This is a genomic window from Gallibacterium faecale, assembly GCF_027920745.1.
In the GTDB taxonomy this organism is placed as follows: Bacteria; Pseudomonadota; Gammaproteobacteria; order Enterobacterales; family Pasteurellaceae; genus Gallibacterium; species Gallibacterium faecale.
This window is the reverse complement of record NZ_JAQIBB010000101.1, coordinates 1-24,307: the sequence shown is the minus strand read 5'-3', so window position 1 is coordinate 24,307 and position 24,307 is coordinate 1. Positions and strand designations below refer to the sequence as shown.

The window sequence follows — 24,307 nt, the reverse complement described above, 5'->3', positions numbered from 1 at the left end:
CCTTAAACATAACGAGGAAAATCATGGAAAATAAAGTTATTGTTGCTTTAGATTATGAAACGAGAAAAGAAGCGATGCAGCTTGTAGATCAACTTGATCCAAGTTTATGTCGTCTAAAAGTCGGTAAAGAGATGTTTACAACTTTGGGCACAGAATTCGTCAAAGAGTTACAAAAACGTCATTTTGATGTTTTCCTAGATCTCAAATTCCATGATATTCCTAACACTGTTGCAAGAGCTGTGCGTTCTGCTGCTGATTTAGGGGTATGGATGGTTGATATGCATGCGAGTGGTGGTCTAAGAATGATGGAAGCCGCAAAAAAAATTCTCGAACCTTATGGTAAAGATGCCCCAATTTTAATCGCAATTACTGTTTTAACCAGTATGGAAGAAGCAGATTTATTACAAATTGGTGTAAATACTTCTCCTGAAGAACACGTTATTCGTCTAGCACGTTTAAGTCAACGCGCTGGTTTAGATGGTGTTGTGTGTTCACCACAAGAGGTTGAAATTCTACGTCAACGTTGTGGAGATGATTTTAAATTGATTACGCCGGGCATCCGTCCAGAAGGCAGTCAATTAGGCGATCAACGTCGTGTAATGACGCCAAGAGAAGCGATTGATGCAGGTTCAGATTATTTAGTTATTGGTCGCCCAATCACTCAAGCAGCAGATCCTATCGCTGTATTGAAACAAATCAATGCGTCTATTCAGGGATAATTCATGTCGGATAGTCAACTCGTTTACTCAACGGAAACAGGTCGAATTAAACCAGAAAAAGTATCTGAACAACGCCCTAAAGGTGATGGTATTGTCCGCATACAACGCCAGACTTCTGGTCGTAAAGGAAAAGGTGTTTGTGTGATTTCGGGTATCGATCTTGATACAACTGCTTTAAACCAACTCGCATCTGAATTAAAGAAACGGTGTGGTTGTGGTGGTTCTGTCAAAAATGGGACTATCGAGATCCAAGGTGAAAATCGTGACCTTATAAAACAACTACTTGAAAATAAAGGATTTAAAGTAAAACTTTCTGGTGGTTAATCATATTACTCTCTCGATCTTACGCCTTTTTGAGCAAAATCGAGAGAGTTTTCTATTTTTAACGAACATTTAAATTTTAACCCTCCATTTTTTGTGAAATACCTCTCATTTATTTTAGAAAAACAACAATTTTTTTGACAAACCTCTCATTTTCGAAAAAACAAACTTTATAAAAGTACATTTTTGTCCTTAAATACCCCACAAATGTTCGATATTGAACATTAAATTTACTTACTCTCTACTTATCTCGACATATTAAGGAGTCTTTATGGAACTTGATCATTCACTTAAAGGTCAATGTATTGCTGAGTTTCTTGGTACTGCATTATTGATATTTTTTGGTTGCGGTTGTGTAGCCGCTGCTCGTGTTGCAGGCGCACAATTTGGTCTGTGGGAAATTAGTATTGTTTGGGGAATGGGTGTAGCGCTGGCAGTTTATTTGACTGCTGGTGTATCAGGAGCTCATCTCAACCCTGCAGTGACTATCGCATTATGGAAGTTTGCTTGTTTTGATGGTAAGAAAGTATTGCCTTTTATTGGTGCACAAATGCTTGGTGGATTCTGTGGAGCAGCAATTGTTTATCTACTCTATCGTGGTGTCATTATTGATTATGAAGCAACACAACATATTATGCGTGGCTCCGTAGATAGCCTCTTTACCGCCGGTATCTTCTCAACTTACCCAAACCCTCATATTGATATCGCTACTGCCGCATTAGTCGAAATGACTTTAACCGCGACTCTTGTTGCTTTGATTTTAGCTCTTACTGATGATGGTAACGGCGTTCCTCGCGGTCCACTTGCGCCATTGCTCATTGGTATTTTAATTGCTGTACTTGGCGGTGCTATGGGGCCATTAACAGGTTTTGCAATGAATCCAGCACGTGATTTTGGTCCAAAACTCTTCGCAACACTTTTTGGTTGGGGTGAAATTGCGATGACTGGAGGTACTGCTATTCCTTACGCATTAATTCCAATCATTGCTCCAATTATTGGTGGTTTAATCGGCGCTTGGGGCTACCGTCAATTTATCGGTGCGAATCTCCCATGTAATAGTTGTAAAATTAATAACTAAATACTTCGTTTAAAAGGTAATTATTATGACAGATAAAAAATACATCATCGCTTTAGATCAAGGTACAACCAGTTCTCGTGCAGTCTTACTCGATCATAATGCTAATATTGTTGGGATTGCTCAACGTGAATTTACACAAATCTACCCAAAAGCAGGCTGGGTTGAACATGATCCTATGGAAATTTGGGCAACACAAAGCTCAACATTAAACGAAGTTGTCGCTAAAACTGGTATTAGTTCCGATCAAATTGCCGCTATCGGTATCACTAACCAACGTGAAACAACGATTGTCTGGGATAAAAATACGGGTAAACCAGTTTACAATGCTATTGTATGGCAATGCCGCCGTACTGCTGAATTTTGTGACAAGTTAAAAGCTGAAGGTTATGCAGAATATATTCGTAATACAACTGGTTTAGTGGTTGACCCATATTTCTCTGGTACAAAAGTCAAATGGATTCTAGATAACGTCGAAGGTGCAAGAGAACAAGCAGAAAAAGGTGATTTGCTTTTTGGTACCGTGGATACATGGTTAATTTGGAAATTAACTCAAGGTCGTGTTCATGTTACAGATTACACCAATGCTTCTCGTACAATGATGTTCAACATTCATACTAAACAATGGGATGAAAAGATGCTGGAAATTCTTGGTATTCCTCGCTCAATGCTCCCAGAAGTAAAAAATTCATCTGAAATTTACGGACAAACCAATATTGGTGGTAAAGGAGGAATTCGTATTCCAATCGCAGGGATTGCTGGCGACCAACAAGCAGCACTCTATGGACATCTTTGTGTTAATCCGGGACAAGCAAAAAACACTTATGGCACAGGTTGTTTTATGTTAATGAACACTGGTGATAAAGCTATTACCTCAAAAAATGGTTTATTAACCACCATCTGTTGTAATGCCAAAGGTGAACCCGCGTATGCTCTAGAAGGTTCTGTATTTGTTGCAGGTGCATCTATTCAATGGTTACGTGATGAACTCAAAATTGTTCATGATAGCTCTGATACTGAATACTTTGCCCAAAAAGTTCATGATTGTAATGGCGTTTATGTTGTTCCTGCCTTCACTGGTTTAGGTGCGCCATATTGGGATCCTTATGCACGTGGTGTCATTGTTGGTCTTTCTCGTGGAGCCAACCGTAATCACATTGTACGGGCAACATTAGAATCTATTGCATATCAAACTCGCGATGTTTTGGAAGCAATGCAGTCAGATTCAGGCGAAAAATTACAAACCTTACGTGTTGATGGAGGTGCAACAGCCAATAATTTCCTAATGCAATTCCAAGCAGATATTCTTAACACTCAAGTTGAACGCCCGACAGTAAAAGAAGTTACAGCACTCGGCGCAGCTTACCTTGCTGGTCTAGCAACAGGTTTCTGGCAAAATCTTGAAGAGTTACGTGATAAAGCCTCTGTGGAAAGAACCTTTATTCCAGATCAAGATGAAGCAAAACAACAACGTCGTTATAAAGGTTGGAAAAAAGCGGTTAAACGTGCTTTAGAATGGGCAAAAGAAGACGCTGAAGATGATATCTAAACCTTAACAATTCCATAATCGTCCACTTAAATCAAAACCCATAATTTCCCACAAAGTTATGGGTTTTTCTATACATTTTATATAATGAATAATCTTCTCCTAAGTTGGACTTATTATCCAATACACAGAAATGCACAGATCACAGTAAAGAACTTGATTCCGTTATCACAGTAAACGTTCGTTATTACAATGAGGAAAGAATACAATTAAAACTAAACAGACTGAGTCCTGTTCAATACAGAATTCAGTCCTTAAAATAACAACTCAATTTGTCAGAGGAGGGGGGGGGGGGAAGGCAGATCAAACTTTGCGTGATAATGCCTTTTTATATACTTCTAATCTTTCTCTTTTTCCAACTGAAAGCACAATCACCGTTATTTCATTGTCGTTTACGTCATAAACGAGACGATAACCTGAAGAACGTAATTTTATTTTATAAAGTGTTTGAAACCCATGTAATTTATCACTAGGAATTAATGGATTCTCTAACCGTTCAGCAAGTTTTATTTTAAATTGTTCTCGAACGGCATCACCTAATTTTTGCCATTCTTTCAACGCTCTTTTATCAAAAATAAGTTTATAGGTCATCAAGTGTAACCTCTACTGGCTCAAGCGTTGCAAGGCGTTGTTTCGCTTGTTCACCTAGTTCAGCGTCTTCTAGTACCTCTTGAATATAGGCAAATAATTCTGGGCTAACACAATAAAAAACAGGTTCATTTCTGTTTAAAATTGCGATTGCGCCATCTTCTATCGTGCCTTGTGTAATTACACCCATCGGATTTTTTTTCAAGTCTGTAATGCTTGCTACATTACTTGTTAATATTTGATGAATAGCCATTGTTTATACCTCACAGTTATCATTTAGCACTAAATATAGCACCATTAAAAGTTTTTTTATAGTCTTGAATTATAAAAAAGACTGGAAAAACCAGCCTAGTTTGAAGAGTTTCGGAGCTTATTCCACAAGGTTTATATTTTCAATCAATGCTACGATGTTATAGTCTCCCATAACAAAATCCAATGCTAAAGAAGTAAGCACATCTAAGCAATTTCTCATCGAGTTAAGATCTAATAGCTTTCTGATTATGACTTTTTGGATATAAAGCGAAAGATTATCAAAGCGAGTAATTAAAATGCTATTTTCTGGCGGTGAGAGAGGGATTCGAACCCTCGATGCACTTTCGCACATACACACTTTCCAGGCGTGCTCCTTCAGCCTCTCGGACATCTCACCACTGAAAGAATTCATTAATAGAATGGAGGAGTTGCAATATATTCACTTTCCTTGACTTCGTCAAGTCTTTTTAAAATAAGGATTTAAGTTTGTTTCTTCTTTAAACAAATCAATTAAAAATACCCTCTTTCTTACACAAATAAGGGCTGAAAATTCAGCCCTTATCAGAATAATTAACTTAATAAGTTATCCATTTCTTTGTGCATTAAAAGTTTCTACCGCCGCATCAAATTTCTCTGCAACATCTTTCGCTACTGGCGAGAAAATTGATGAAGTTACAGTTACAATTGAACAAGCTAAGAAACCAGGAATAATTTCGTATAAGTTAGCAATATCATTCCAATTTAATGTGTGCATTAATGGTTTCCACGCCACCACAGTAACCGCACCCGCCAACATTCCCCATAATGCCGCATTTGAAGTAATGTTACGGTTAAATAAAGATAAGATAACTAATGGTCCAAATGAAGCGCCAAATCCAGCCCAAGCATAAGAAACCAAGCCCATAACTTTAGAATTTGGATCTTGTGCAATTAACATCGCAATAACAGCAATGATTAACACCATAATACGCCCAACCCAAACCAGCTCTTTACTTGATGCGTTTTTACGTAAGAAGCCGTGATAAAAATCTTCTGTAATCGCTGCTGAACACATTAAAAACTGAGCGGATAATGTACTCATAATCGCGGCTAAAATCGCTGATAATACAATACCTACGATCCAAGGATTGAAGATCGCTTTTGAGATTTCAATAAAGACTGATTCAGCAGAATCAAGCATCACTTTATTTACTTCAAAATAAGCTAAGCCAAAATAGCCTACTGCACAAGCGCCACCTAAACATAAGATCATCCAGGTAATTCCAATTACACGCGCTTTTTCTAAAGCTTTTACTGAACTTGCTGCCATAAAACGCGCCAAAATATGTGGCTGACCGAAATAACCTAATCCCCAAGAAAGTGCTGAAATCACGCCAATACCTGATACGTTATAAAGCCAGTTTGAATAAGGAATACCAGTTTGTTCTGATTTAATCGCTAAGGCAGCTGAAATTTCATCCCAGCTAATATTTAATAACACAATCACTGGTGCAAGTAATAAAGCAAAAATCATTAACGAAGCTTGAATTGTATCACTCCATGAAATCGCTAAATAACCACCAATAAATGTGTATGTAATCGTTGCAATAGCGCCGAAAAGTAATGCGGTGCCATAATCAATATCAAGCAAACTTTGGAATAATTTCGCACCTGCCACTACACCAGAAGCACAATAAATCGTAAAGAAGAATAAAATCACAGAAGATGAAATAATTTTCAATGATTTAGCACGATGTGGGAAACGTACTGCAAAAAACTCAGGAAGAGTTAACGCATTACCATACTGTTCTGTGAAAACACGCAAACGTCCTGCCACAATTCGATAATTAAAATAAGCACCAACTGTTAACCCTACGGCAATCCAAGCTTCGGACAATCCAGTAACAAAAATTGCTCCCGGCAGCCCAAGCAACAACCAACCCGACATATCAGACGCACCAGCAGACATTGCAGTTACGAAGCTTCCCATTTTACGACCACCTAAAATGTAGTCATTAAAATTTTTCGTGGAATAGTAGGCATAAACACCGATGCCTAAAATGACAACAAGATATAAGGCAAAAGCCGTGTAAATTTGATAGTTTTGCATATGTTCTTCCTGCGTTAAATTATTGTTCTTCAATCGCCATCAGTGTTGCGTTACCACCTGCGGCTGCAATATTTTCACTACGTGAAAATTCATGATACAACAAGGTTAAATCCTGTGTTGTTGTCCAATCATATAAGCATAAAATTGCTGGATTATGTTCCGCCAAAGCTTGTCGTTTTTCTAGACTCACTGGAGAAACAAATACTGCTTTCTGATAATGTTGCCCCTGAATACGACTTTCTAAATCAGGTAAATCCTGTGCTAATAATGGACTATCCTTTTCCACAACAACTTTAAACCCTGCTTGTTGTAAATTTCGATATGCCGCGAGTAATCGCGCAATATCATCACCAAGTAATAAAATACTCGTTGGTTTATAGTCGATACTATTTAACTCACCCGTAATACTTGGTAATACTTTTGGTCTTTCTACCAAAGAAGAATAATATTGCGTAGTTTTTGTTAAACATTGAACATAAAGCTCACCACCCGCTTTTGGTCCTGTTCCTGATAGGCCATGACCACCGAACGGTTGTACGCCAACAACTGCGCCAACAATATTACGATTAATATAGAAGTTACCGCATTGTAAGTTTTCTTCGACAAATCTTACTGTACGTTGGATTCGGCTATGACATCCTCCTGTCAATGCGTATCCTTTTGCATTCACTTCAGATAATAATCTTGGTAATGACTGTACTTTATAACGAACAAAATGGAGAATTGGCCCAAATACTTCATGGGTAATTTGATCGAGTGAACCGACTTCATAAATAGATGGCGCGACAAAATGTCCACTTGTTGGTGTTGTTAATTCTAAGTAACGTCGAGAGATTTTACGGACAGTTTCTTGATAATCAAGTAGTTTTTGTTTGGCTTCAGCATCAATTACTGGCCCAATATCTGTATTTAAATAGGCCGGATTCCCTAATACTAATTCTTTCATCGCTTGGGTTAGCATTTCATACAAGCGATCTGCAATGTCTTCTTGTACCAATAAAATACGCAATGCAGAACAGCGTTGTCCGGCGGAATCAAAAGCAGAACTGAGTACATCTGTAATCACCTGCTCTAATAAAGCAGATGAATCAACCACCATGACATTCATTCCACCTGTTTCAGCAATCAACACTGGCTGATCTTCACGAGAAATTAATTGTTTATTAATCAAATGGGCAACTTCTGTTGAACCGGTGAACATCACCGCATTAAATGGCTGTGCGACTAACGCTGCACCTAATTCACCTGCACCTAACGTTAATTGCAACGCATCTTGTGGTACACCCGCTTGATGTAAAAGTTTCACTGCATAATATGCAATTAATGATGTTTGTTCTGCTGGTTTCGCTACCACACTATTACCCGCGGCTAATGCCGCTACGACTTGCCCCGTAAAGATCGCTAATGGGAAATTCCACGGTGAAATACAAAGGACAGAACCTAATGGTTCAGCTAATACCCCTTTTTCTTCTAGTAAACGAATTTGTTCTGCATAATAACGTAAAAAATCAACAGCTTCTCTCAGCTCACCAATTGCATTTGGTAATGTTTTTCCAGCTTCTTCAATCGCTAATTTAATTAATAAACCAAAGTTTTCTTCATAGAGATCCGCCGCTTGCTCAAGAATAGAAGCTCGCTCAGCCACTGATTTTTGTTGCCAACTACTATTTTTAGCAGCTTGAAACACCGTTGCAACAGACTCTACTGACATAAAGGTGACATTAGCTAACGCTTGATCGAGTTGAGCTGGATTAACGGCGGCATATTGTTTATCGGTCATTACTGTTTCAGCACATAACGAAGTAATATCTGAATATTGTGCTTGATTCAATGCTTCTTCTAAACGAAGTAACGCCATTTCATCATTTAAGTTAAATCCTGCTGAATTACGGCGATTAGCAAATAAATTAGCGGGTAATTTAATCGCTTTATTAGGTTCACCTTGAAAACGAGCAAATTTCTTCCAAGGTGCTTCAATTAATTCTTCAATTGAAATATTAGGATCGACAAGTTGATGCACAAAAGAAGAATTTGCACCATTTTCTAATAAACGGCGCACTAAATAGGCTAATAAGGTTTGATGAGTACCTACTGGTGCATACACACGAACACGGCGATTAAATTGGTGTGCACCAACCACATTGTCATAAAGGGTCTCCCCCATACCATGTAAACATTGAAACTCAAACTCTTTGTCTTTTCCTAATTCAGCAATGGTTGCCAGGGTTTGTACATTATGGGTGGCAAATTGTGGATAAATCACATCTTGTGCAGCTAATAATTTTTGTGCACAACTTAAATAGGAAATATCGGTATGTACTTTTCTAGTATAAAGTGGGAATCCTTCTACCCCTTCAGTTTGAGCCCATTTAATTTCGCTATCCCAGTAAGCCCCTTTAACTAAACGCACCATCATTTTACGTTGATAACGGCGATTCATCTCAATAATGTAATCTAATACGTAAGGACAACGCTTTGAATAGGCTTGTACTACAAACCCAATCCCATCAAAACCAGCCAAATCAGGATCTTGTAATAATTTTTCTAAAAGATCTAACGAGATCTCTAAACGTGATGCTTCTTCTGCATCAATGTTTAGACCAATATTGTATTGTTTTGCCAAAACAAATAGTTGTTTTAAACGAGGATACAATTCATCCATGACACGCTGTTGCTGGGAACGGGAATAACGTGGGTGAATCGCTGACAATTTTACCGATACACCATTTGAATCATACAAAGAGCGTCCAGCTGATTGGCGACCGACTGCATGAATAGCTTCAACATAATCTCGCAGATATTTATCAGCATCCTGCATTGTCATCGCCGCTTCACCGAGCATATCAAATGAGAAGCAATAGCCCATTTTTTCACGATCAACGATATTCTTTAACGCATCGTCCATGGTTTCGCCTGTCACGAATTGATCGCCCAGAATCCCCATCGCTTTTTCAATCGCCAGTTTCATCATTGGCGCTGATAGCTTCGCAAAACTTTTCATTAAGGCTGATGAAAGAATTTCTTCACTTAATGCTGCACTAATCTTACTTCCTAATAACAAACCATAACTTGCTGCATTAGTGAATAATGAACCAGAACGTTTCACATGTGCACGCCAGTCACCTAGTTTTAATTTATCATTGATTAAAGCATAACGAGTTTCTGAGTCAGGAATACGTAATAACGCTTCGGCTAAACACATTAATGCGATACCTTCTTCACATCCTAAAGAAAATTCATGCATTAACGCATCTACACCATAATGTTTCTGTTTTTTTGCTCGTATCTTGGTAATTAATTGCTGTGCTACCTGACTAATAGAGGCTTCTTGCTCAGGAGAAAAATGAAGTGTTCCAACTAATTTTGTTACTGCTTCTTTTTCAGAACAAGCATAATTTTGGCTAATTAAACGACGTAATTCAGATTTTTGACCTAAGTCATTTGCGTATTGATATTGCATTTTAGATATTACCCATGAATGGTTATAGGAAAGAAACAAGCTAAGTGTAAAAGATTGCTTAAAATAATAAATATGAAATTGTTAAAATTGTGACTATATTCAAAAAATATTTAACATTATTAACACAAATACATCTTTTAACCCCAAAAAGTTACATTTAATCCCGCAAAAAACACGCTTTTCCTCTTGACAAAGCTATTTATTAATACGTAAATAAATGGGTTTTATACAACTTTTATAAAAAAATTACTGCCAAACACACAAAACTGGAGAAAATATGAAAAAACTCACTACACTCTCATTAACTGCTTTAGCATTAGCGTTATCTACTTCCGCATTTGCTGCTCCAAAAACCTTAGTTTACTGTTCAGAAGCCTCTCCTTCCTCTTTCAACCCACAACTCGTTACCGACGGTTCTTCTATTGATGCAAGTGGTCAAGCAATTTATAACCGCTTAACTGCATTTGCACGTGGTAAAACAGATGTTGTACCTTCATTAGCAGAAAGCTGGGATGTTTCTGAAGATGGTAAAGTTTATACTTTCCACTTACGCAAAGGCGTGAAATTCCAATCAAATAAATTGTTTAAACCAACTCGTGAACTTAATGCTGATGACGTTTTATTCTCATTTAATCGTCAATTAGATCCAAATAATCCATATCACAAAGTTTCTGGCGGTTCTTATGAATATTTCGTCGGTATGGATATGGGAAATATCATTGATAAAATTGAAAAAATTGATGACTATACTGTACGTTTTACCTTAAAAGCACCTAACTCACCATTCTTAGCAAACTTAGCAATGGACTTTTCATCTATCTTCTCTAAAGAATATGCAGATAAAATGTTAGCGACTGGTAAACCAGAAACCATCGATACTAACCCAATTGGTACTGGTCCATTTGAATTAGTTTCTTATCAAAAAGATTCTTTAATCCGTTATAAAGCGTTTGAAAACTATTGGGAAGGTAAAGCAAAAATTGATCGCTTAGTATTTGCGATTACACCAGATGCTTCTGTACGTTATGCAAAATTGAAGAAAGGTGAATGTCAAGTGATGCCATATCCAAACCCAGCGGATATTGCAGAAATGAAAAAAGATCCTAACTTAACCGTACATGAAAAAGCAGGTTTAAATATTGGTTATTTAACCTTTAATGTTACTAAAGCACCATTTGATAATGTGAAAGTGCGTCAAGCCTTAAGCTACGCAGTAAACAAAAAAGCGATTATTGATGCTGTTTATCAAGGTAGTGGTCAAGTAGCGAAAAACCCTATTCCACCAACAATGTGGTCGTATAACGATGATATTAAAGATTACGAATACAACCCAGAAAAAGCGAAACAATTATTAAAAGAAGCTGGTTTTGAAAAAGGTTTCAGCACAGAACTTTGGGCAATGCCAGTATCTCGTCCATATAACCCAAATGCACGTCGTATGGCTGAAATGATCCAAGCCGATTGGAAAAAAGTTGGCGTTGATGCAAAAATTGTTAGCTACGAATGGGGTGAATACCTACAACGTATGCGTAAAGGTGAAGATCCAACTGGTATGATGGGTTGGACTGGTGATAACGGTGACCCAGATAACTTCTTTGGTACGTTATTAAGTTGTGCGTCTAAAGAACAAGGATCTAACTATGCGAAATTCTGTTATGCACCATTCGATAAATTGATCCGTGAAGCTGTTCAATCTAACGATCACGAAAAACGTGTTGAGCTTTATAAACAAGCCCAAGTTATTTTCAAAGAACAAGCGCCTTGGATCACTATCGCTCACTCAACTATGTATGAGCCAGTGCGTAAAGAGGTTAAAAACTATGTGATTAACCCATTCGGATTACACCCATTCTATGGCGTTGACTTAGAATAACCTAAATCGCTATTATTACGCACTTTTCTGATAACTATAATAAATATTCTTGCCATAGCTTCTATGGCAAGAACCCCTTAATAATTTAGTGAGCAAACAAATTTATGTTTCGATTTATTTTTAAACGGGTAGCCATGGTTATTCCAACTTTTATTGGTATTACCCTTTTAACTTTTGCCTTAATTCATCTTATTCCTGGCGATCCAATCGAAATACGTATGGGCGAACGTGGGTTAAGCCCTGAAGTACATCAGCAAATGATGCATCAATTAGGTTTAGATAAATCTTTACCAGAACAATATTTCGATTATTTAAAAGGAATTGCCCATGGAGATTTCGGCACATCTTTTAAGAATAATGTTCCTGTATTAGATGAATTCTTATCTTTATTCCCAGCAACCATTGAATTAGCTGTTTTTGCAATTCTATTTGCCATTATTATTGGTATTCCAATCGGGATTCTCGCAGCAATAAAACGAGGGTCTATTTTTGACCACTCAGTGATGGCAATCTCGCTGACCGGTTATTCAATGCCAATTTTCTGGTGGGGTTTGCTATTAATGTTATTAGTCTCTGTACAATGGAACTTAACACCAGTTTCAGGGCGTATTGATGCCGAATATTGGATTGATTCTGTTACTGGTTTTATGTTGATTGATAGCTGGCTTTCTGGCGAACCTGGCGCATTTAAATCAGCCGTAATGCACTTAATTCTCCCTTCCATTGTGTTAGGCACGATTCCTCTTGCCGTGATTTCACGTATGACACGTTCTTCTATGCTAGAAGTATTAGGGGAAGACTATATTCGTACTGCACGTGCTAAAGGGTTATCGTCTATGCGGGTGATCGTCATTCACGGATTACGTAACGCGTTGATTCCTGTGGTCACGGTAATTGGCTTAATTGTAGGCCAACTTTTATCGGGTGCCATTTTAACTGAAACTATTTTCTCATGGCCGGGAATTGGTAAATGGGTGATCGAAGCGATTCGAGCGCGAGATTATCCTGTTGTACAAAGCGCCGTTCTCATTATTGCGACGATTATTATTATTGTGAATTTATTGGTTGATCTCTTATATGGTGTGGTCAATCCTCGTATCAGATACCGTAAATAATAAGGATTAAAAAATGTCGAATCCCGCTATTTCCGCGCCAGCGCCACGCACGCCATTACAAGAATTTTGGTTTAACTTTAGCCGTAATAAAGGTGCTGTTGTTGGTTTAGGCTATATTGTGATTATCTTTTTGATCAGTGTATTTGCTGATGTTATTGCACCTCACGATCCAATTGCTCAAGTGCGAGATGCCTTTTTATTACCACCCGCATGGATCGATGGCGGTACTTGGAACCATATTTTAGGAACTGATGATGTAGGTCGAGATATTCTTTCTCGTTTAATTTATGGTGCTCGCCTTTCTTTATTCATTGGTTTATTAGTGGTTTCACTTTCATTTATTTTTGGAGTTACCCTTGGTTTAATTGCAGGCTATTTTGGTGGTATCGTTGACGTTATCATTATGCGTATTATTGATATTATGTTGGCATTACCTAGCCTCCTATTAGCAATTGCAATCGTAGCAATTCTTGGCCCATCCCTACTCAATGCCTCATTTGCGATTGCCTTTGTGTCATTACCAAGCTATGTACGCTTAACACGTGCTTCTGTTTTAAACGAAATTAACCGTGATTATGTGACTTCGTCCAGAGTCGCTGGCGCGGGAATTCTTCGTTTAATGTTTATCACTATCTTACCAAACTGCCTTGCACCTTTAATTGTGCAAACCTCAATGGGATTCTCTAATGCGATCCTTGATATGGCAGCACTCGGCTTCTTAGGTATTGGTGCACAACCGCCAACACCAGAGTGGGGAGCTATGCTCGCTGAAGCATTACAATTTGTACAACGTGCTTGGTGGGTAGTGACTTTCCCTGGATTGGCAATTTTATTTACTGTTCTCGCCTTTAACCTAATGGGTGATGGTTTGCGAGATGCCCTTGATCCAAAATTAAAACAATAAGGAGTTATTGATGGCATTATTAACTGTAAATAATCTTTCTGTGCATTTTGGTGAGAAAGACAAACCTTTTAAAGCAGTAGATCGTATTAGTTATCAAGTAGAACAGGGTGAAGTGTTAGGCATTGTAGGCGAATCTGGCTCAGGTAAATCTGTAAGTTCACTAGCAATTATGGGGCTAATTGATTTTCCGGGGCGAGTTTCTGCGGATGATTTACAATTTGATGGACAAGATCTATTAGCGCTTGATCAAAAACAAAAGCAAAAATTAGTTGGTGCGGATGTTGCGATGATTTTCCAAGATCCAATGACCAGCTTAAACCCTTGTTATACCGTTGGTTACCAAATTATGGAGGCGTTAAAAGTACACCAAGGCGGAAGCAAAAAAGCACGCCGTGAACGTACTATTGAGTTACTCCGTATGGTAGGCATTCCAGCACCAGAATCACGTCTTGATGTCTATCCACACCAACTTTCTGGTGGAATGAGCCAACGTGTAATGATTGCCATGGCGATTGCGTGTAAACCTAAACTCTTGATTGCGGATGAACCAACTACCGCGTTGGACGTTACCATTCAGGCGCAAATTATCGACCTGTTACTAGAATTACAACAAAAAGAGAATATGGCGTTAATTTTAATTACGCACGATCTCGCATTAGTTGCTGAATCTGCTCATCGCATTATCGTGATGTATGCAGGACAGGTTGTGGAAGAAGGGTTAGCAGAAGATATTTTCCGTGAACCAAAACACCCTTATACCCAAGCCTTGTTACGTTCATTACCAGAATTCGCTACTGGAAAATCTCGCTTGGAATCCTTACCAGGTGTGGTTCCGGGTAAATATGATCGTCCACAAGGATGTTTATTGAATCCAAGATGTCCGTATGCAACAGATGAATGTCGCCAAACTGAACCTGTATTACAACAAATTGGTAACCGCCAAGTGAAATGTCATACGCCATTAAATGCAGAAGGAAATCCACAACATGTCTGAAGCTATTATTACACAACAATCGCCTACAGATACTCCTTTACTCGAGGCGATTGACTTAAAGAAATATTATCCTGTTAAAAAAGGAATGTTTGCCCCTGTTCAATATGTGAAAGCTCTGGATGGCGTTTCTTTTAAATTGGAACGAGGCAAAACGTTAGCGGTGGTAGGTGAATCAGGATGTGGTAAATCCACATTAGGGCGTTTACTAACAATGATTGAATCGCCAACTGAAGGTGAGCTTTATTATCAAGGAAAGAATTTCTTAGAAAAAGATAATGAAACCGTTAAATTACGCCGTCAGAAAATTCAAATTGTTTTCCAAAATCCATATGCATCACTCAATCCGCGTAAAAAAATTGGCACAATTTTAGAAGAACCATTAAAAATTAACACCAATTTAAGCAAAGAAGAACGTAAAGCAGCCGTATTAGCCATTATGGAAAAAGTTGGCTTACGCCCAGAGTTTTATGATCGCTATCCACATATGTTCTCTGGTGGACAACGACAACGGATTGCAATCGCTCGTGGCTTAATGCTGAACCCAGATATCGTGGTTGCCGATGAACCTGTTTCTGCATTAGATGTGTCTGTACGGGCACAAGTGCTAAATTTGATGATGGAATTACAAGAAACGTTAGGGCTTTCTTATATCTTTATTTCTCATGATCTGTCTGTGGTTGAGCATATTTCTGATGAAGTGATGGTGATGTATCTTGGACGTTGTGTAGAACAAGGCACGACCGAACAAATTTTTAGTAATCCTCGTCATCCTTATACGAAAGCATTATTATCAGCGACCCCAAGATTATCGCCTGAATTAAGACGTGAACGGATTAAATTAACCGGTGAATTACCAAGTCCGTTAAATCCACCGAAAGGTTGTGCATTTAATGCTCGTTGTCAATTTGCAACTGATAAATGTCGTGAGCAACAACCTGAATTAAAAACCTATCCTGATGGAACAAAAATCGCCTGTTTTATGGTGAGCTAATCTTTAAATATGGCTCGTTAAATCAGTAACTAAAAAATAACGAGCCAACTTCCTTTCTTCCTATTGAATAATAATTCTTGAGTCCTATAATAAAGCACCTTTATTTCATTGATATCATACTATTTGATAATGATTCCTAAACAATTAGCTAAAGGGCTAATATTCGGTTGTACCGCTGCATTTTTCTACGGGCTAAACCCCTTATTCACCCTACCTCTATATCAAATCGGTTTAACACCAGATGCAGTACTGTTCTATCGTTTTAGTGTCGCAAGCGCTATTCTGGCAGTGATTATGTACCAACAAAAAATCTCTTTTGCCTTAAATAATAAAGAATTTCTTACTCTCTTATTAGTTGGTGTAATTTTTGCAGCTTCTTCACTCACATTATTTGTCAGTTATCAACTGATAGAGGCGGGAATAGCTTCAACCATACTCTTTATTTATCCACTATTAGTCGCGTTGATTATGGTGCTATTTTTTCATGAACGTTTAAACTTATTAACGATGTTAGCAATTACATTGGTCATTTTTGGTGTTTCATTGCTTTATCAAAATGATAATGGCACAAGTTTAAATCCGCTTGGTGTCTTGCTTGTGTTTATTTCCGCACTAACTTATGCAATTTATATTATTGCGGTAGAACGTTCTCCATTACACAATATTCCTGTCATCAAACTCACTTTTTATGGGCTGTTTTTTGGCGCTTTTGTCTTTTTAGCACGTCTTGATTTTGGTGCAACCTTACCAACGGATTTCTCACCAACGCTATTATTCAATGTACTAGGATTATCAGTATTTACTACTATTATTTCTTTGGTGTTAATGAATCATTCAATTCAGATGATTGGACCAACCACCGCGTCTATTATTGGAGCCTTAGAACCAATTACCGCCTTATTAGTTGGCGTTTTAATTTTTAACGAACAAATGACAGCACGTATTTTCCTTGGCATTATTCTGATTTTGTCCGCGATTATCTTAACTGTGTCAGGAAAAGAAATTCTTCATTTCCTCTTTGGACGTCACCATCATTTTCGGTTTAAGCATTAAAAAAGAGGGATAAATTCCCTCTTTTTTATATTCCAAATAATTAGCTTTATTCAAACTCATCTAACCAACAGAGAAAAATCGCTTCTAGAATACGTTCATTTGATTTTTCTGGGTCATCGTCAAACTCATCTAATTCACAAATCCAACGGTGCATATCAGTAAACCGAACAGTACGAGGATCCAGATCTGGAAAACGCTCATACAATGCTTCACCAATTTGTTGTGCATCTTGCCATTTCATCTTAGTGCTCCTCTTTCGCGTGGTTAATGGTGTAACGTGGAATTTCAACCACTAAATCTTCATCGCCTACTACTGCTTGGCAACTTAAGCGGCTATCTACTTCAAGTCCCCATGCTTTATCTAACATATCATCTTCTAAATCAGAGCTATCATTAAGCGAATCAAACCCTTCTCGCACAATCACATGACAAGTTGTACAAGCACAAGACTTTTCACAAGCGTGTTCAATTTCAATCCCAGAACGCAATGCCGCATCTAAAATCGTTTCACCTGTATTGGCATCAACTACCATACCTTCTGGACAATGTTCTTGATTTGGCAGAAATACAATTTTTGGCATTTGTTATTTTCCTTCTTATTATTCAGTAAATTGATCAACAGATTGACCTGCTAATGCTTGTTTAATTGAACTATCCATTCTTCTCGCTGCGAATTCACGTGTTGCTTGATCTAACTGTTTAATACCTTGTGCAATACGTTGGCTATCCTCTTCTTTAATTAGTGCTTCTAAGGTTTGTAAAGCAGCCTTTATTCCAGCAAGTTCTTGTTCATTGAGTAATGCAGCATCTTCGGCTAAAGCACTATAGACATTTTCTAGTACGCGAGCGGCTTCAACACGTTGTTCAGCTAATTCACGTGCCTGCAAATCCGCTTTAGCATTTTCGTGTGAAGATTTGATCATTTGAGTGATCTCTTCATCGGTTAAGCCATAAGATGGTTTAACTTGGATTGATGAATGTACACCAGTTGATTTTTCCATTGCAGTCACACTTAATAATCCGTCTGCATCGACTTGATAAGTTACGCGTACATGTGCAGCTCCAGCTACCATAGGTGGAATTCCTTTGAGGCTAAAACGTGCTAATGAACGACAATCTTGCACTAACTCACGTTCACCTTGCACGATATGTACTGACATTGCGGTTTGACCATCTTTAAATGTAGTGAACTCTTGTGCTCTTGCCACAGGGATAGTGGTGTTACGAGGAATAATTTTTTCAACTAATCCGCCCATGGTTTCAATCCCTAATGATAATGGAATGACATCCAATAATAACATCTCACTATCTGGTTTATTGCCCGCTAAAATATCCGCTTGAATTGCAGCGCCTAATGCCACAACTTTATCAGGATCAATTGAGGTTAATGGCTGTTTACCAAAAAATTCTGCAACTTGTTCACGCACAAATGGCACGCGAGTAGAACCGCCCACCATCACAGTTTCAATCACTTCTTCAACAGACACCCCAGCATCTTTCAACGCACGACGGCAAGCTAGTAGGGTACGTTTCACTAATGGTTGGATTAATTGATTAAATACTGCACGTTCAACAGTGACTGCTTGTTGATTGACAGTTACTGTTACTGACTCTGCCGCAGAAAGCTGAATCTTAACTTGGGTAGCAAGATCTAATAATTGACGTTTTTCTTGGTCAGTTTTTGCAGTGAATTGCGCTTGAGTAGCTAAATAATCTGCTAATAAGTGGTCAAAATCATCACCGCCTAATGCAGTATCACCACCTGTTGCTAACACTTCAAACACCCCTTTACTGAGGCGTAAAATAGAAATGTCGAATGTACCGCCACCTAAATCGTAAACTGCAATGACACCTTCTTGTCCACTATCTAAACCATAAGCAATCGCAGCAGCAGTCGGTTCATTCAATAAACGTAATACATTTAAACCAGCTAGGCGTGCTGCGTCTTTTGTGCCTTGACGCTGCGCATCATCAAAATAAGCGGGCACGGTAATAACACAACCAACCAATTCACCACCTAAACGCTGTTCAGCTAAACGATTTAAACGGCGTAAAATATCCGCCGACACTTCAACTGGGCTTCGGGTACCTTGTTTGGTTACTAATAATGGCAACCCATTTTCACTTGCTTGGAAAGTATAAGGTAAATTCGGATAACGCGTTTGCACATCCGCTAAACTACGTCCCATTAAACGTTTTACAGAAATAATCGTATTATGCGGATCTTGTCCTGCATAGGCTTTAGCTTCATTACCCACCTCTAATTGATCATCACCATAATAAACAACAGAAGGAATCAAAGCTCTTTCTTGTTCATCGAGTAAAATATCTGCCTTACCGCTACGAACGGTGGCGACCAAAGAATTGGTTGTACCGAGATCAATACCTACGGCTAATCTAGCTTGGTGAGGTGCTGCACTTTGCCCCGGTTCTGCAATTTGTAATAATGCCATTACCTTATTTTCCCACAATTAAAAATCAAATAACTTTTCTTCTAAACGTTCTATTTCTTGTTGTAATTTTTGAATAAACTTCAAACGATCTATCATTTGTTTAGTGCCAACCCAGTCTTGTTGTTCAATTTTATCAGTTAAACTGGCTAAATTTTCTTGATAGCTCTCTTTTGCTTGTGCCAATAATGTTTCAAGCAAAACTTCATCTTGCTGCTGTTCCGCTTGTTCTAATTGTTCACGTAATTCCATTTGTTGCATTAAAAATTCAAGATCATGCGTTGTATTTTCGCTTTCTACTGGCTTTTGTAATGCTAAACTTAAAATCGCTTCCGCACGTAAGATCGGATCCTTTAATATCTGATAAGCATCATTAACTTGCGTTGATTTCTGCAAGGCTAAGCGTTGTTGTTGTTCTGTTGCGGTAGAAAAATTATCTGGGTGAAGTTGCTTTTGTAATTGCAAATACTGTTGTGATAATTGTGTCAGATCGAGTTGGAAACTTACTGGCAACGCAAACAATTCAAATGGATTAAACATAATAGTATAAATAATGATAAGGGATTAAACGTGGAAACTTTCTCCACAACCACATTGATCTTTTACATTCGGGTTGGTAAATTTAAACCCTTCATTTAGACCTTCTTTGACAAAATCTAATTGAGTACCATCTAAATAAACAAGGCTCTTGTTATCAACAATAATTTTTACCCCGTTATCTTCAAAGACTTGATCATCTTCATTTAATACATCAACAAATTCTAGAACATATGCTAGTCCTGAACAGCCTGATGTTTTGATCCCTAAACGTAAACCAATTCCTTTTCCACGATTGGCAAGAAAATCTCTGACTCGTTGTGCCGCACTTTCGGTTAATGAAATTGCCATGTTTTACTCCTAAAATGGGAAAGGTGTTATCCATAGATAACACCTAAAAGATTATTTAACGTTTTTCGCTTTATAGTCGGCGATTGCTGCTTTGATTGCGTCTTCTGCAAGAATTGAGCAGTGAACTTTTACTGGTGGTAACTCTAATTCTGCGGCAATATCGCTATTTTTAATCGCTTGTGCTTCATCTAATGATTTACCTTTTACCCATTCTGTAATTAATGAGCTAGAAGCAATCGCTGAACCACAACCATAAGTTTTAAACTTAGCATCTTCAATAATACCGCTATCATTTACTTTAATTTGTAGCTGCATTACGTCGCCACAAGCTGGTGCACCAACCATGCCACTCCCAACAGTCGGATCTTTTTTATCGAATGATCCGACATTACGTGGGTTTTCATAATGATCAATAACTTTTTCACTGTAAGCCATAATTCACTCCTAATTAATGTGCTGACCATTCAACGGTGCTAAAATCAACACCCTCTTTATACATATCCCATAATGGAGAAAGTTCGCGCAATTTCGCTACCGCTTTCTTCACTAATTCAATCGTATAATCGATCTCTTCTTCTGTGGTATAACGTCCAATCGTAAAACGAATTGAGCTATGTGCTAATTCATCATTTAAACCTAATGCACGTAACACATAGGAAGGCTCTAAACTTGCAGAAGTACAGGCTGAACCTGATGAAACCGCAATATCACGTAATGACATCATTAATGATTCACCTTCTACATAGTTGAAACTCATATTTAAATTTGTGCCAACACGGTGTTCCATTGAACCATTTACATAGACTTCTTCAATATCTTTTAATCCGTTATATAAACGATCACGCAATGCGGTTAAGCGAGGCATTTCAGTAGCCATTTCTTCCTTGCAGATACGATAGGCTTCACCCATACCAACGATTTGATGCACTGGTAATGTACCTGAACGCATTCCTCTTTCATGACCACCACCGTGGATAATTGCTTCTAAACGTACACGTGGTTTACGGCGAACATATAATGCACCGATTCCTTTTGGTCCGTAGAGTTTGTGACCTGACATTGACATTAAATCCACTTTTAAAGTCGATAAATCAATTGGTAATTTTCCCACAGATTGGGTTGCATCTACGTGGAAAATAATCTTACGTTCACGACATAATTCACCAATTGCAGCAATATCTTGGATCACACCGATTTCATTATTCACGTGCATAATAGAAACTAAAATCGTATCGTCACGCATTGCAGCTTTTAATTCTTCAAGATCAATTAAACCGTCTGATTTTGGTGAAAGATAAGTTACTTCAAAACCTTCACGTTCTAATTGGCGACACGTATCTAATACTGCTTTATGTTCTGTTTTGCAGGTAATAATATGTTTACCTTTGGTTTGATAGAAATGTGCTGCACCTTTAATCGCTAAGTTATCTGACTCTGTTGCTCCAGAAGTAAATACAATTTCACGTGAATCTGCACCAATTAAATCAGCGATATGATTACGTGCAACATCTACCGCTTCTTCTGCTTGCCAGCCAAATTTATGCGAGCGTGATGCTGGGTTACCGAATGTGCCATCTACGGTTAAATATTCCATCATTTTTTTAGCAACACGTTCGTCAACTGGACAAGTTGCGGCATAGTCTAAATAAATAGGTAGTTTCATTATTCACTCCAATAATTCATTAAGAAGTTGTTTCTTAACTTTCTGTATGTTCTAGACGTTGCTGTACGCTGATTTCTGCACGATAACGCTTTTGCATTTTTTCTTGTTGAGAGCTAACCAATTCAGCGACAGTAATTTCATTGAGAAATTCTTCGATACGATCACTTAACTTTTGCCATAAAGAATGGGTTAAACATTGCACCCCATCTTGGCAGTTACCTTTACTACGGCATTTAGTCGCTTGAACATTTTCATTCACAGCAGAAATAATCATACCGATAGAAATCTCTTCGCAGCGATAACCTAATTGGTAACCGCCACCGGGACCACGTGTACTTTTCACAAGACCATGGCGACGTAATTTGGCAAAGAGTTGTTCTAAATAAGAAAGTGATATTTTTTGACGTTCAGAAATATCCGATAAAGTAACAGGACCATCTTCTGCATTTAATGCAATATCTAAAATAGCAGTTACTGCATAACGCCCTTTTGAAGTAAGTTTCATCGTGAATTCCCTAACCTTGTTTCAAACGGGGAAAATTCTCACATAACCTACTAAAACAGTCAAGTATTATTCTTTCTATAATACCGTTTTTAATTATCGTTAATTTCTATCTTTTGTGATTAAGCGTTCTACTGCTGTAAGCATACCTTGCAAGATATTTAATTCATTACGCTGAATAGCCGTGCGTAAATAGAGGCGGCGTAATTTTTTCATCACTGCACTATTCTGAATAAAACCAAGTTCCTGATAGACTTTCTCAGTTTTTTGGAAAAAATACTCTAACTCTTCAGCGACAACGCCTTCTGCTGCGGTCACTTTCGCAGGTTCTACACCTTCCGGTAATTGCGCTTGCAGATAAGCCATTCGAATTTCATAACTGACTAGCTGTACTGCCATCGCTAAATTAAGAGATGAATATTCCGGATTGGCTGGAATATTTAAATGGTAATGACATTTTAAAAGTTCTTCATTAGTCAGGCCAATTCGTTCACGACCAAAAACTATTGCTACTTTTCCTGTATGAAGATGTGCTATCGCTTTTTCGCCACAATGACGAGGTGTAATCGCGGTTGTGCTCAAATGTCTTGCTCTTGCACTGGTCCCAATAATCAATGAACAATCAGCGACGGCTTCATCAAAGGAGGAAACAATATGTGCATTTTCTACAACATCTGCTGATCCTGCGGATAATGCAATTGATTCTTCATTGGGTAACACTTTAGGAGAAACTAAATATAACTGTGATAAGCCCATAGTTTTCATCGCTCTAGCAGCAGATCCAATATTCCCTGGGTGTGATGTTTCTACAAGAACAATTTTGATTTGGTCTAACGACATACTCTTCTGTAATAGCAAAAAATGATGGCAAATTTTAACACGTTTCCAGTTGTGATGAAATTACTCGCAATTTGAATTAACTTTCCCTATAATGCACACCATTTTAATTCATAGCTAAAACTGTTCTTTAAAATCTGGTGGAGAAAATAATGAATCCAATGTTAAATATCGCTATTCGTGCAGTACGAAAAGCAGGCAACATCGTTGCTAAAGGCTTTGAACGCCGAGATGAAATCCAAACAAGTGAAAAATCAACAAATGATTATGTGACCAATATCGATAAAGCTTCTGAGGCGGCAATCATCGAAATTATTCGCAAATCTTATCCTGATCATACAATTATTGGTGAAGAAAGTGGTGCCATAGAAGGTAAACAAAGTAATGTACAATGGATCATTGATCCACTAGATGGTACGACTAACTTTGTCAAAGGTTTACCCCATTTCTCTATTTCTATTGCTGTTCGTGTAAAAGGTCGCACCGAAGTAGGTGTAGTTTATGATCCTATCCGTAATGAACTCTTTACTGCAGTGCGTGGTGAAGGCGCAAAATTGAATGAATACCGTTTACGCTTAGAAGGTCGTAATGAATTAACCGGGGCGGTATTAGCAACAGGTTTCCCATTTAAAGTTAAACGCCATGTTCCAGTGCATATCAATATGATTACAACATTGATTGAAGAGTGTGCTGACTTCCGTCGTACAGGTTCTGCGGCTCTTGATCTTTGCTATGTAGCTGCTGGCCGTGTTGATGGTTATTTTGAAATTGGTATTAAGCCATGGGATTGCGCTGCTGGTGATTTAATTGTCCGTGAAGCCGGCGGTCTAGTAACCGACTTCGTTGGTGGTCATAACTATTTAACTTCTGGTAATATCGTTGCTGGTGCGCCTCGTATTACCAAACAAATTCTCACTAAATTACAACCTTGCCTATCTAACGAATTAAAAGGTTAATTGCTCTGTATCAATAAAAAAGCTAGCGCAG

At 38.1% G+C, this 24,307-nt stretch carries 26 protein-coding genes and 1 tRNA gene; 12 read left to right on the top strand and 15 right to left on the bottom strand.

What is annotated here, in order from left to right; genetic code table 11:
- Window positions 1-23: 23 nt before the first annotated feature.
- The 5 genes from pyrF (at window position 24) to PF272_RS10940 (ending at window position 3,924) form a co-directional block, all read left to right on the top strand.
- Entirely contained in the window at window positions 24-719 is a 696-nt protein-coding gene (gene pyrF / locus PF272_RS10960; protein WP_065234493.1) for an orotidine-5'-phosphate decarboxylase, read from the top strand.
- A 3-nt stretch (window positions 720-722) separates the two neighbouring features.
- Window positions 723-1,043, top strand: a complete 321-nt coding sequence (gene yciH, locus PF272_RS10955) for a stress response translation initiation inhibitor YciH (RefSeq protein ID WP_065237822.1) — start codon at window positions 723-725, stop codon at window positions 1,041-1,043.
- A 268-nt stretch (window positions 1,044-1,311) separates the two neighbouring features.
- Window positions 1,312-2,118, top strand: a complete 807-nt coding sequence (locus PF272_RS10950) for an MIP/aquaporin family protein (RefSeq protein ID WP_271142779.1) — start codon at window positions 1,312-1,314, stop codon at window positions 2,116-2,118.
- A gap of 25 nt (window positions 2,119-2,143) precedes the next feature.
- On the top strand, window positions 2,144-3,664 hold the full coding sequence (gene glpK, locus PF272_RS10945) for a glycerol kinase GlpK (protein ID WP_271142778.1): 1,521 nt from the start codon (window positions 2,144-2,146) through the stop codon (window positions 3,662-3,664).
- 104 nt (window positions 3,665-3,768) lie between these two features.
- Window positions 3,769-3,924, top strand: coding sequence for an IS3 family transposase (locus PF272_RS10940; RefSeq protein WP_082985079.1), 156 nt, complete (start codon window positions 3,769-3,771; stop codon window positions 3,922-3,924).
- Window positions 3,925-3,964: 40 nt separating this feature from the next.
- On the opposite strand, the gene PF272_RS10935 is transcribed toward PF272_RS10940, so the two are convergent.
- From PF272_RS10935 to putA, 6 genes are all read right to left on the bottom strand, one after another.
- On the bottom strand, window positions 3,965-4,252 hold the full coding sequence (locus tag PF272_RS10935) for a type II toxin-antitoxin system RelE family toxin (RefSeq protein WP_271142777.1): 288 nt from the start codon (window positions 4,250-4,252) through the stop codon (window positions 3,965-3,967).
- The gene (locus tag PF272_RS10930; protein WP_065235078.1) at window positions 4,242-4,502 is read right to left on the bottom strand and encodes a type II toxin-antitoxin system Phd/YefM family antitoxin; all 261 of its coding nucleotides are present in this window, start codon (window positions 4,500-4,502) and stop codon (window positions 4,242-4,244) included. Before PF272_RS10930 ends, PF272_RS10935 begins: the two co-directional genes overlap by 11 nt.
- A 117-nt stretch (window positions 4,503-4,619) precedes the next feature.
- Window positions 4,620-4,853 carry a P2 family phage major capsid protein gene (locus PF272_RS13030; RefSeq protein ID WP_413789455.1) on the bottom strand — a complete coding sequence of 78 codons (234 nt, stop codon included), beginning with the start codon at window positions 4,851-4,853 and terminating at the stop codon, window positions 4,620-4,622.
- A tRNA-Ser gene (locus PF272_RS10925) sits at window positions 4,809-4,898 on the bottom strand. Before PF272_RS10925 ends, PF272_RS13030 begins: the two co-directional genes overlap by 45 nt.
- Window positions 4,899-5,084: 186 nt before the next feature.
- Window positions 5,085-6,590, bottom strand: a complete 1,506-nt coding sequence (putP, locus tag PF272_RS10920; RefSeq protein WP_271142776.1) for a sodium/proline symporter PutP — start codon at window positions 6,588-6,590, stop codon at window positions 5,085-5,087.
- Window positions 6,591-6,609: 19 nt separating this feature from the next.
- Window positions 6,610-10,050, bottom strand: coding sequence for a bifunctional proline dehydrogenase/L-glutamate gamma-semialdehyde dehydrogenase PutA (putA, locus tag PF272_RS10915; RefSeq protein WP_271142775.1), 3,441 nt, complete (start codon window positions 10,048-10,050; stop codon window positions 6,610-6,612).
- 277 nt (window positions 10,051-10,327) lie between these two features.
- Here putA and PF272_RS10910 point away from each other — a divergent pair, with 277 nt between their 5' ends.
- The 6 genes from PF272_RS10910 to PF272_RS10885 all read left to right on the top strand — a co-directional run bounded on the left by PF272_RS10910 (window position 10,328) and on the right by PF272_RS10885 (window position 16,980).
- Entirely contained in the window at window positions 10,328-11,923 is a 1,596-nt protein-coding gene (locus PF272_RS10910; RefSeq protein WP_271142774.1) for an ABC transporter substrate-binding protein, read from the top strand.
- A 104-nt stretch (window positions 11,924-12,027) separates the two neighbouring features.
- Window positions 12,028-13,038 (top strand): ABC transporter permease subunit, encoded by a 1,011-nt coding sequence (locus PF272_RS10905; RefSeq protein WP_271142773.1) that lies wholly within the window; start codon window positions 12,028-12,030, stop codon window positions 13,036-13,038.
- 13 nt (window positions 13,039-13,051) lie between these two features.
- A complete protein-coding gene (dppC, locus tag PF272_RS10900; RefSeq protein WP_065235074.1) occupies window positions 13,052-13,942 on the top strand; it encodes a dipeptide ABC transporter permease DppC in 891 nt (296 codons plus the stop codon).
- A gap of 10 nt (window positions 13,943-13,952) precedes the next feature.
- Entirely contained in the window at window positions 13,953-14,936 is a 984-nt protein-coding gene (dppD, locus tag PF272_RS10895) for a dipeptide ABC transporter ATP-binding protein (protein WP_271142772.1), read from the top strand.
- Entirely contained in the window at window positions 14,929-15,927 is a 999-nt protein-coding gene (locus PF272_RS10890; protein WP_271142771.1) for a peptide ABC transporter ATP-binding protein, read from the top strand. The genes dppD and PF272_RS10890 overlap by 8 nt, the downstream gene beginning before the upstream one ends.
- Window positions 15,928-16,056: 129 nt before the next feature.
- Window positions 16,057-16,980 (top strand): EamA family transporter, encoded by a 924-nt coding sequence (locus PF272_RS10885; protein ID WP_271142770.1) that lies wholly within the window; start codon window positions 16,057-16,059, stop codon window positions 16,978-16,980.
- A 46-nt stretch (window positions 16,981-17,026) separates the two neighbouring features.
- Here PF272_RS10885 and iscX read toward each other — a convergent pair whose 3' ends face one another.
- The 9 genes from iscX to trmJ form a co-directional block, all read right to left on the bottom strand.
- On the bottom strand, window positions 17,027-17,221 hold the full coding sequence (iscX, locus tag PF272_RS10880) for a Fe-S cluster assembly protein IscX (protein ID WP_065237834.1): 195 nt from the start codon (window positions 17,219-17,221) through the stop codon (window positions 17,027-17,029).
- 1 nt (window position 17,222) lies between these two features.
- Complete coding sequence (fdx, locus tag PF272_RS10875) at window positions 17,223-17,561, bottom strand: ISC system 2Fe-2S type ferredoxin (protein ID WP_065237835.1); 339 nt, start codon at window positions 17,559-17,561, stop codon at window positions 17,223-17,225.
- An 18-nt stretch (window positions 17,562-17,579) separates the two neighbouring features.
- Window positions 17,580-19,433 carry a Fe-S protein assembly chaperone HscA gene (gene hscA, locus PF272_RS10870; protein ID WP_271142769.1) on the bottom strand — a complete coding sequence of 618 codons (1,854 nt, stop codon included), beginning with the start codon at window positions 19,431-19,433 and terminating at the stop codon, window positions 17,580-17,582.
- 18 nt (window positions 19,434-19,451) lie between these two features.
- Entirely contained in the window at window positions 19,452-19,970 is a 519-nt protein-coding gene (gene hscB, locus PF272_RS10865; RefSeq protein ID WP_065234009.1) for a Fe-S protein assembly co-chaperone HscB, read from the bottom strand.
- Window positions 19,971-19,994: 24 nt separating this feature from the next.
- Window positions 19,995-20,318, bottom strand: a complete 324-nt coding sequence (gene iscA, locus PF272_RS10860; RefSeq protein ID WP_065234008.1) for an iron-sulfur cluster assembly protein IscA — start codon at window positions 20,316-20,318, stop codon at window positions 19,995-19,997.
- 51 nt (window positions 20,319-20,369) lie between these two features.
- On the bottom strand, window positions 20,370-20,753 hold the full coding sequence (gene iscU / locus PF272_RS10855; RefSeq protein WP_065234007.1) for a Fe-S cluster assembly scaffold IscU: 384 nt from the start codon (window positions 20,751-20,753) through the stop codon (window positions 20,370-20,372).
- Window positions 20,754-20,766: 13 nt separating this feature from the next.
- A complete protein-coding gene (locus PF272_RS10850) occupies window positions 20,767-21,981 on the bottom strand; it encodes an IscS subfamily cysteine desulfurase (protein ID WP_065237838.1) in 1,215 nt (404 codons plus the stop codon).
- 34 nt (window positions 21,982-22,015) lie between these two features.
- Window positions 22,016-22,486, bottom strand: a complete 471-nt coding sequence (gene iscR / locus PF272_RS10845) for a Fe-S cluster assembly transcriptional regulator IscR (RefSeq protein WP_065234005.1) — start codon at window positions 22,484-22,486, stop codon at window positions 22,016-22,018.
- 99 nt (window positions 22,487-22,585) lie between these two features.
- Window positions 22,586-23,323 (bottom strand): tRNA (cytosine(32)/uridine(32)-2'-O)-methyltransferase TrmJ, encoded by a 738-nt coding sequence (trmJ, locus tag PF272_RS10840; RefSeq protein ID WP_065238868.1) that lies wholly within the window; start codon window positions 23,321-23,323, stop codon window positions 22,586-22,588.
- A gap of 149 nt (window positions 23,324-23,472) precedes the next feature.
- On the opposite strand from trmJ, the gene suhB reads away from it, so the two are divergent.
- Window positions 23,473-24,276: an inositol-1-monophosphatase gene (gene suhB, locus PF272_RS10835; protein ID WP_271142768.1), complete on the top strand. Its 804-nt coding sequence runs from the start codon at window positions 23,473-23,475 to the stop codon at window positions 24,274-24,276.
- The last annotated feature ends 31 nt before the right edge of the window (window positions 24,277-24,307 follow it).

What these genes read in the sequence shown, in the direction of transcription:
- iscA (WP_065234008.1), bottom strand. Translation starts at nt 20,318, where the DNA reads ATGGCAATTTCATTAACCGAAAGTGCGGCACAACGAGTCAGAGATTTT.
- putP (WP_271142776.1), bottom strand. Translation starts at nt 6,590, where the DNA reads ATGCAAAACTATCAAATTTACACGGCTTTTGCCTTATATCTTGTTGTC.
- iscR (WP_065234005.1), bottom strand. Translation starts at nt 22,486, where the DNA reads ATGAAACTTACTTCAAAAGGGCGTTATGCAGTAACTGCTATTTTAGAT.
- yciH (WP_065237822.1), top strand. Translation starts at nt 723, where the DNA reads ATGTCGGATAGTCAACTCGTTTACTCAACGGAAACAGGTCGAATTAAA.
- suhB (WP_271142768.1), top strand. Translation starts at nt 23,473, where the DNA reads ATGAATCCAATGTTAAATATCGCTATTCGTGCAGTACGAAAAGCAGGC.
- iscX (WP_065237834.1), bottom strand. Translation starts at nt 17,221, where the DNA reads ATGAAATGGCAAGATGCACAACAAATTGGTGAAGCATTGTATGAGCGT.
- glpK (WP_271142778.1), top strand. Translation starts at nt 2,144, where the DNA reads ATGACAGATAAAAAATACATCATCGCTTTAGATCAAGGTACAACCAGT.
- dppC (WP_065235074.1), top strand. Translation starts at nt 13,052, where the DNA reads ATGTCGAATCCCGCTATTTCCGCGCCAGCGCCACGCACGCCATTACAA.
- PF272_RS10950 (WP_271142779.1), top strand. Translation starts at nt 1,312, where the DNA reads ATGGAACTTGATCATTCACTTAAAGGTCAATGTATTGCTGAGTTTCTT.
- PF272_RS10935 (WP_271142777.1), bottom strand. Translation starts at nt 4,252, where the DNA reads ATGACCTATAAACTTATTTTTGATAAAAGAGCGTTGAAAGAATGGCAA.
- PF272_RS10905 (WP_271142773.1), top strand. Translation starts at nt 12,028, where the DNA reads ATGTTTCGATTTATTTTTAAACGGGTAGCCATGGTTATTCCAACTTTT.
- iscU (WP_065234007.1), bottom strand. Translation starts at nt 20,753, where the DNA reads ATGGCTTACAGTGAAAAAGTTATTGATCATTATGAAAACCCACGTAAT.
- hscA (WP_271142769.1), bottom strand. Translation starts at nt 19,433, where the DNA reads ATGGCATTATTACAAATTGCAGAACCGGGGCAAAGTGCAGCACCTCAC.
- PF272_RS13030 (WP_413789455.1), bottom strand. Translation starts at nt 4,853, where the DNA reads ATGTGCGAAAGTGCATCGAGGGTTCGAATCCCTCTCTCACCGCCAGAA.
- fdx (WP_065237835.1), bottom strand. Translation starts at nt 17,561, where the DNA reads ATGCCAAAAATTGTATTTCTGCCAAATCAAGAACATTGTCCAGAAGGT.
- PF272_RS10890 (WP_271142771.1), top strand. Translation starts at nt 14,929, where the DNA reads ATGTCTGAAGCTATTATTACACAACAATCGCCTACAGATACTCCTTTA.
- PF272_RS10930 (WP_065235078.1), bottom strand. Translation starts at nt 4,502, where the DNA reads ATGGCTATTCATCAAATATTAACAAGTAATGTAGCAAGCATTACAGAC.
- trmJ (WP_065238868.1), bottom strand. Translation starts at nt 23,323, where the DNA reads ATGTCGTTAGACCAAATCAAAATTGTTCTTGTAGAAACATCACACCCA.
- putA (WP_271142775.1), bottom strand. Translation starts at nt 10,050, where the DNA reads ATGCAATATCAATACGCAAATGACTTAGGTCAAAAATCTGAATTACGT.
- pyrF (WP_065234493.1), top strand. Translation starts at nt 24, where the DNA reads ATGGAAAATAAAGTTATTGTTGCTTTAGATTATGAAACGAGAAAAGAA.
- dppD (WP_271142772.1), top strand. Translation starts at nt 13,953, where the DNA reads ATGGCATTATTAACTGTAAATAATCTTTCTGTGCATTTTGGTGAGAAA.
- hscB (WP_065234009.1), bottom strand. Translation starts at nt 19,970, where the DNA reads ATGTTTAATCCATTTGAATTGTTTGCGTTGCCAGTAAGTTTCCAACTC.
- PF272_RS10910 (WP_271142774.1), top strand. Translation starts at nt 10,328, where the DNA reads ATGAAAAAACTCACTACACTCTCATTAACTGCTTTAGCATTAGCGTTA.
- PF272_RS10885 (WP_271142770.1), top strand. Translation starts at nt 16,057, where the DNA reads ATGATTCCTAAACAATTAGCTAAAGGGCTAATATTCGGTTGTACCGCT.
- PF272_RS10850 (WP_065237838.1), bottom strand. Translation starts at nt 21,981, where the DNA reads ATGAAACTACCTATTTATTTAGACTATGCCGCAACTTGTCCAGTTGAC.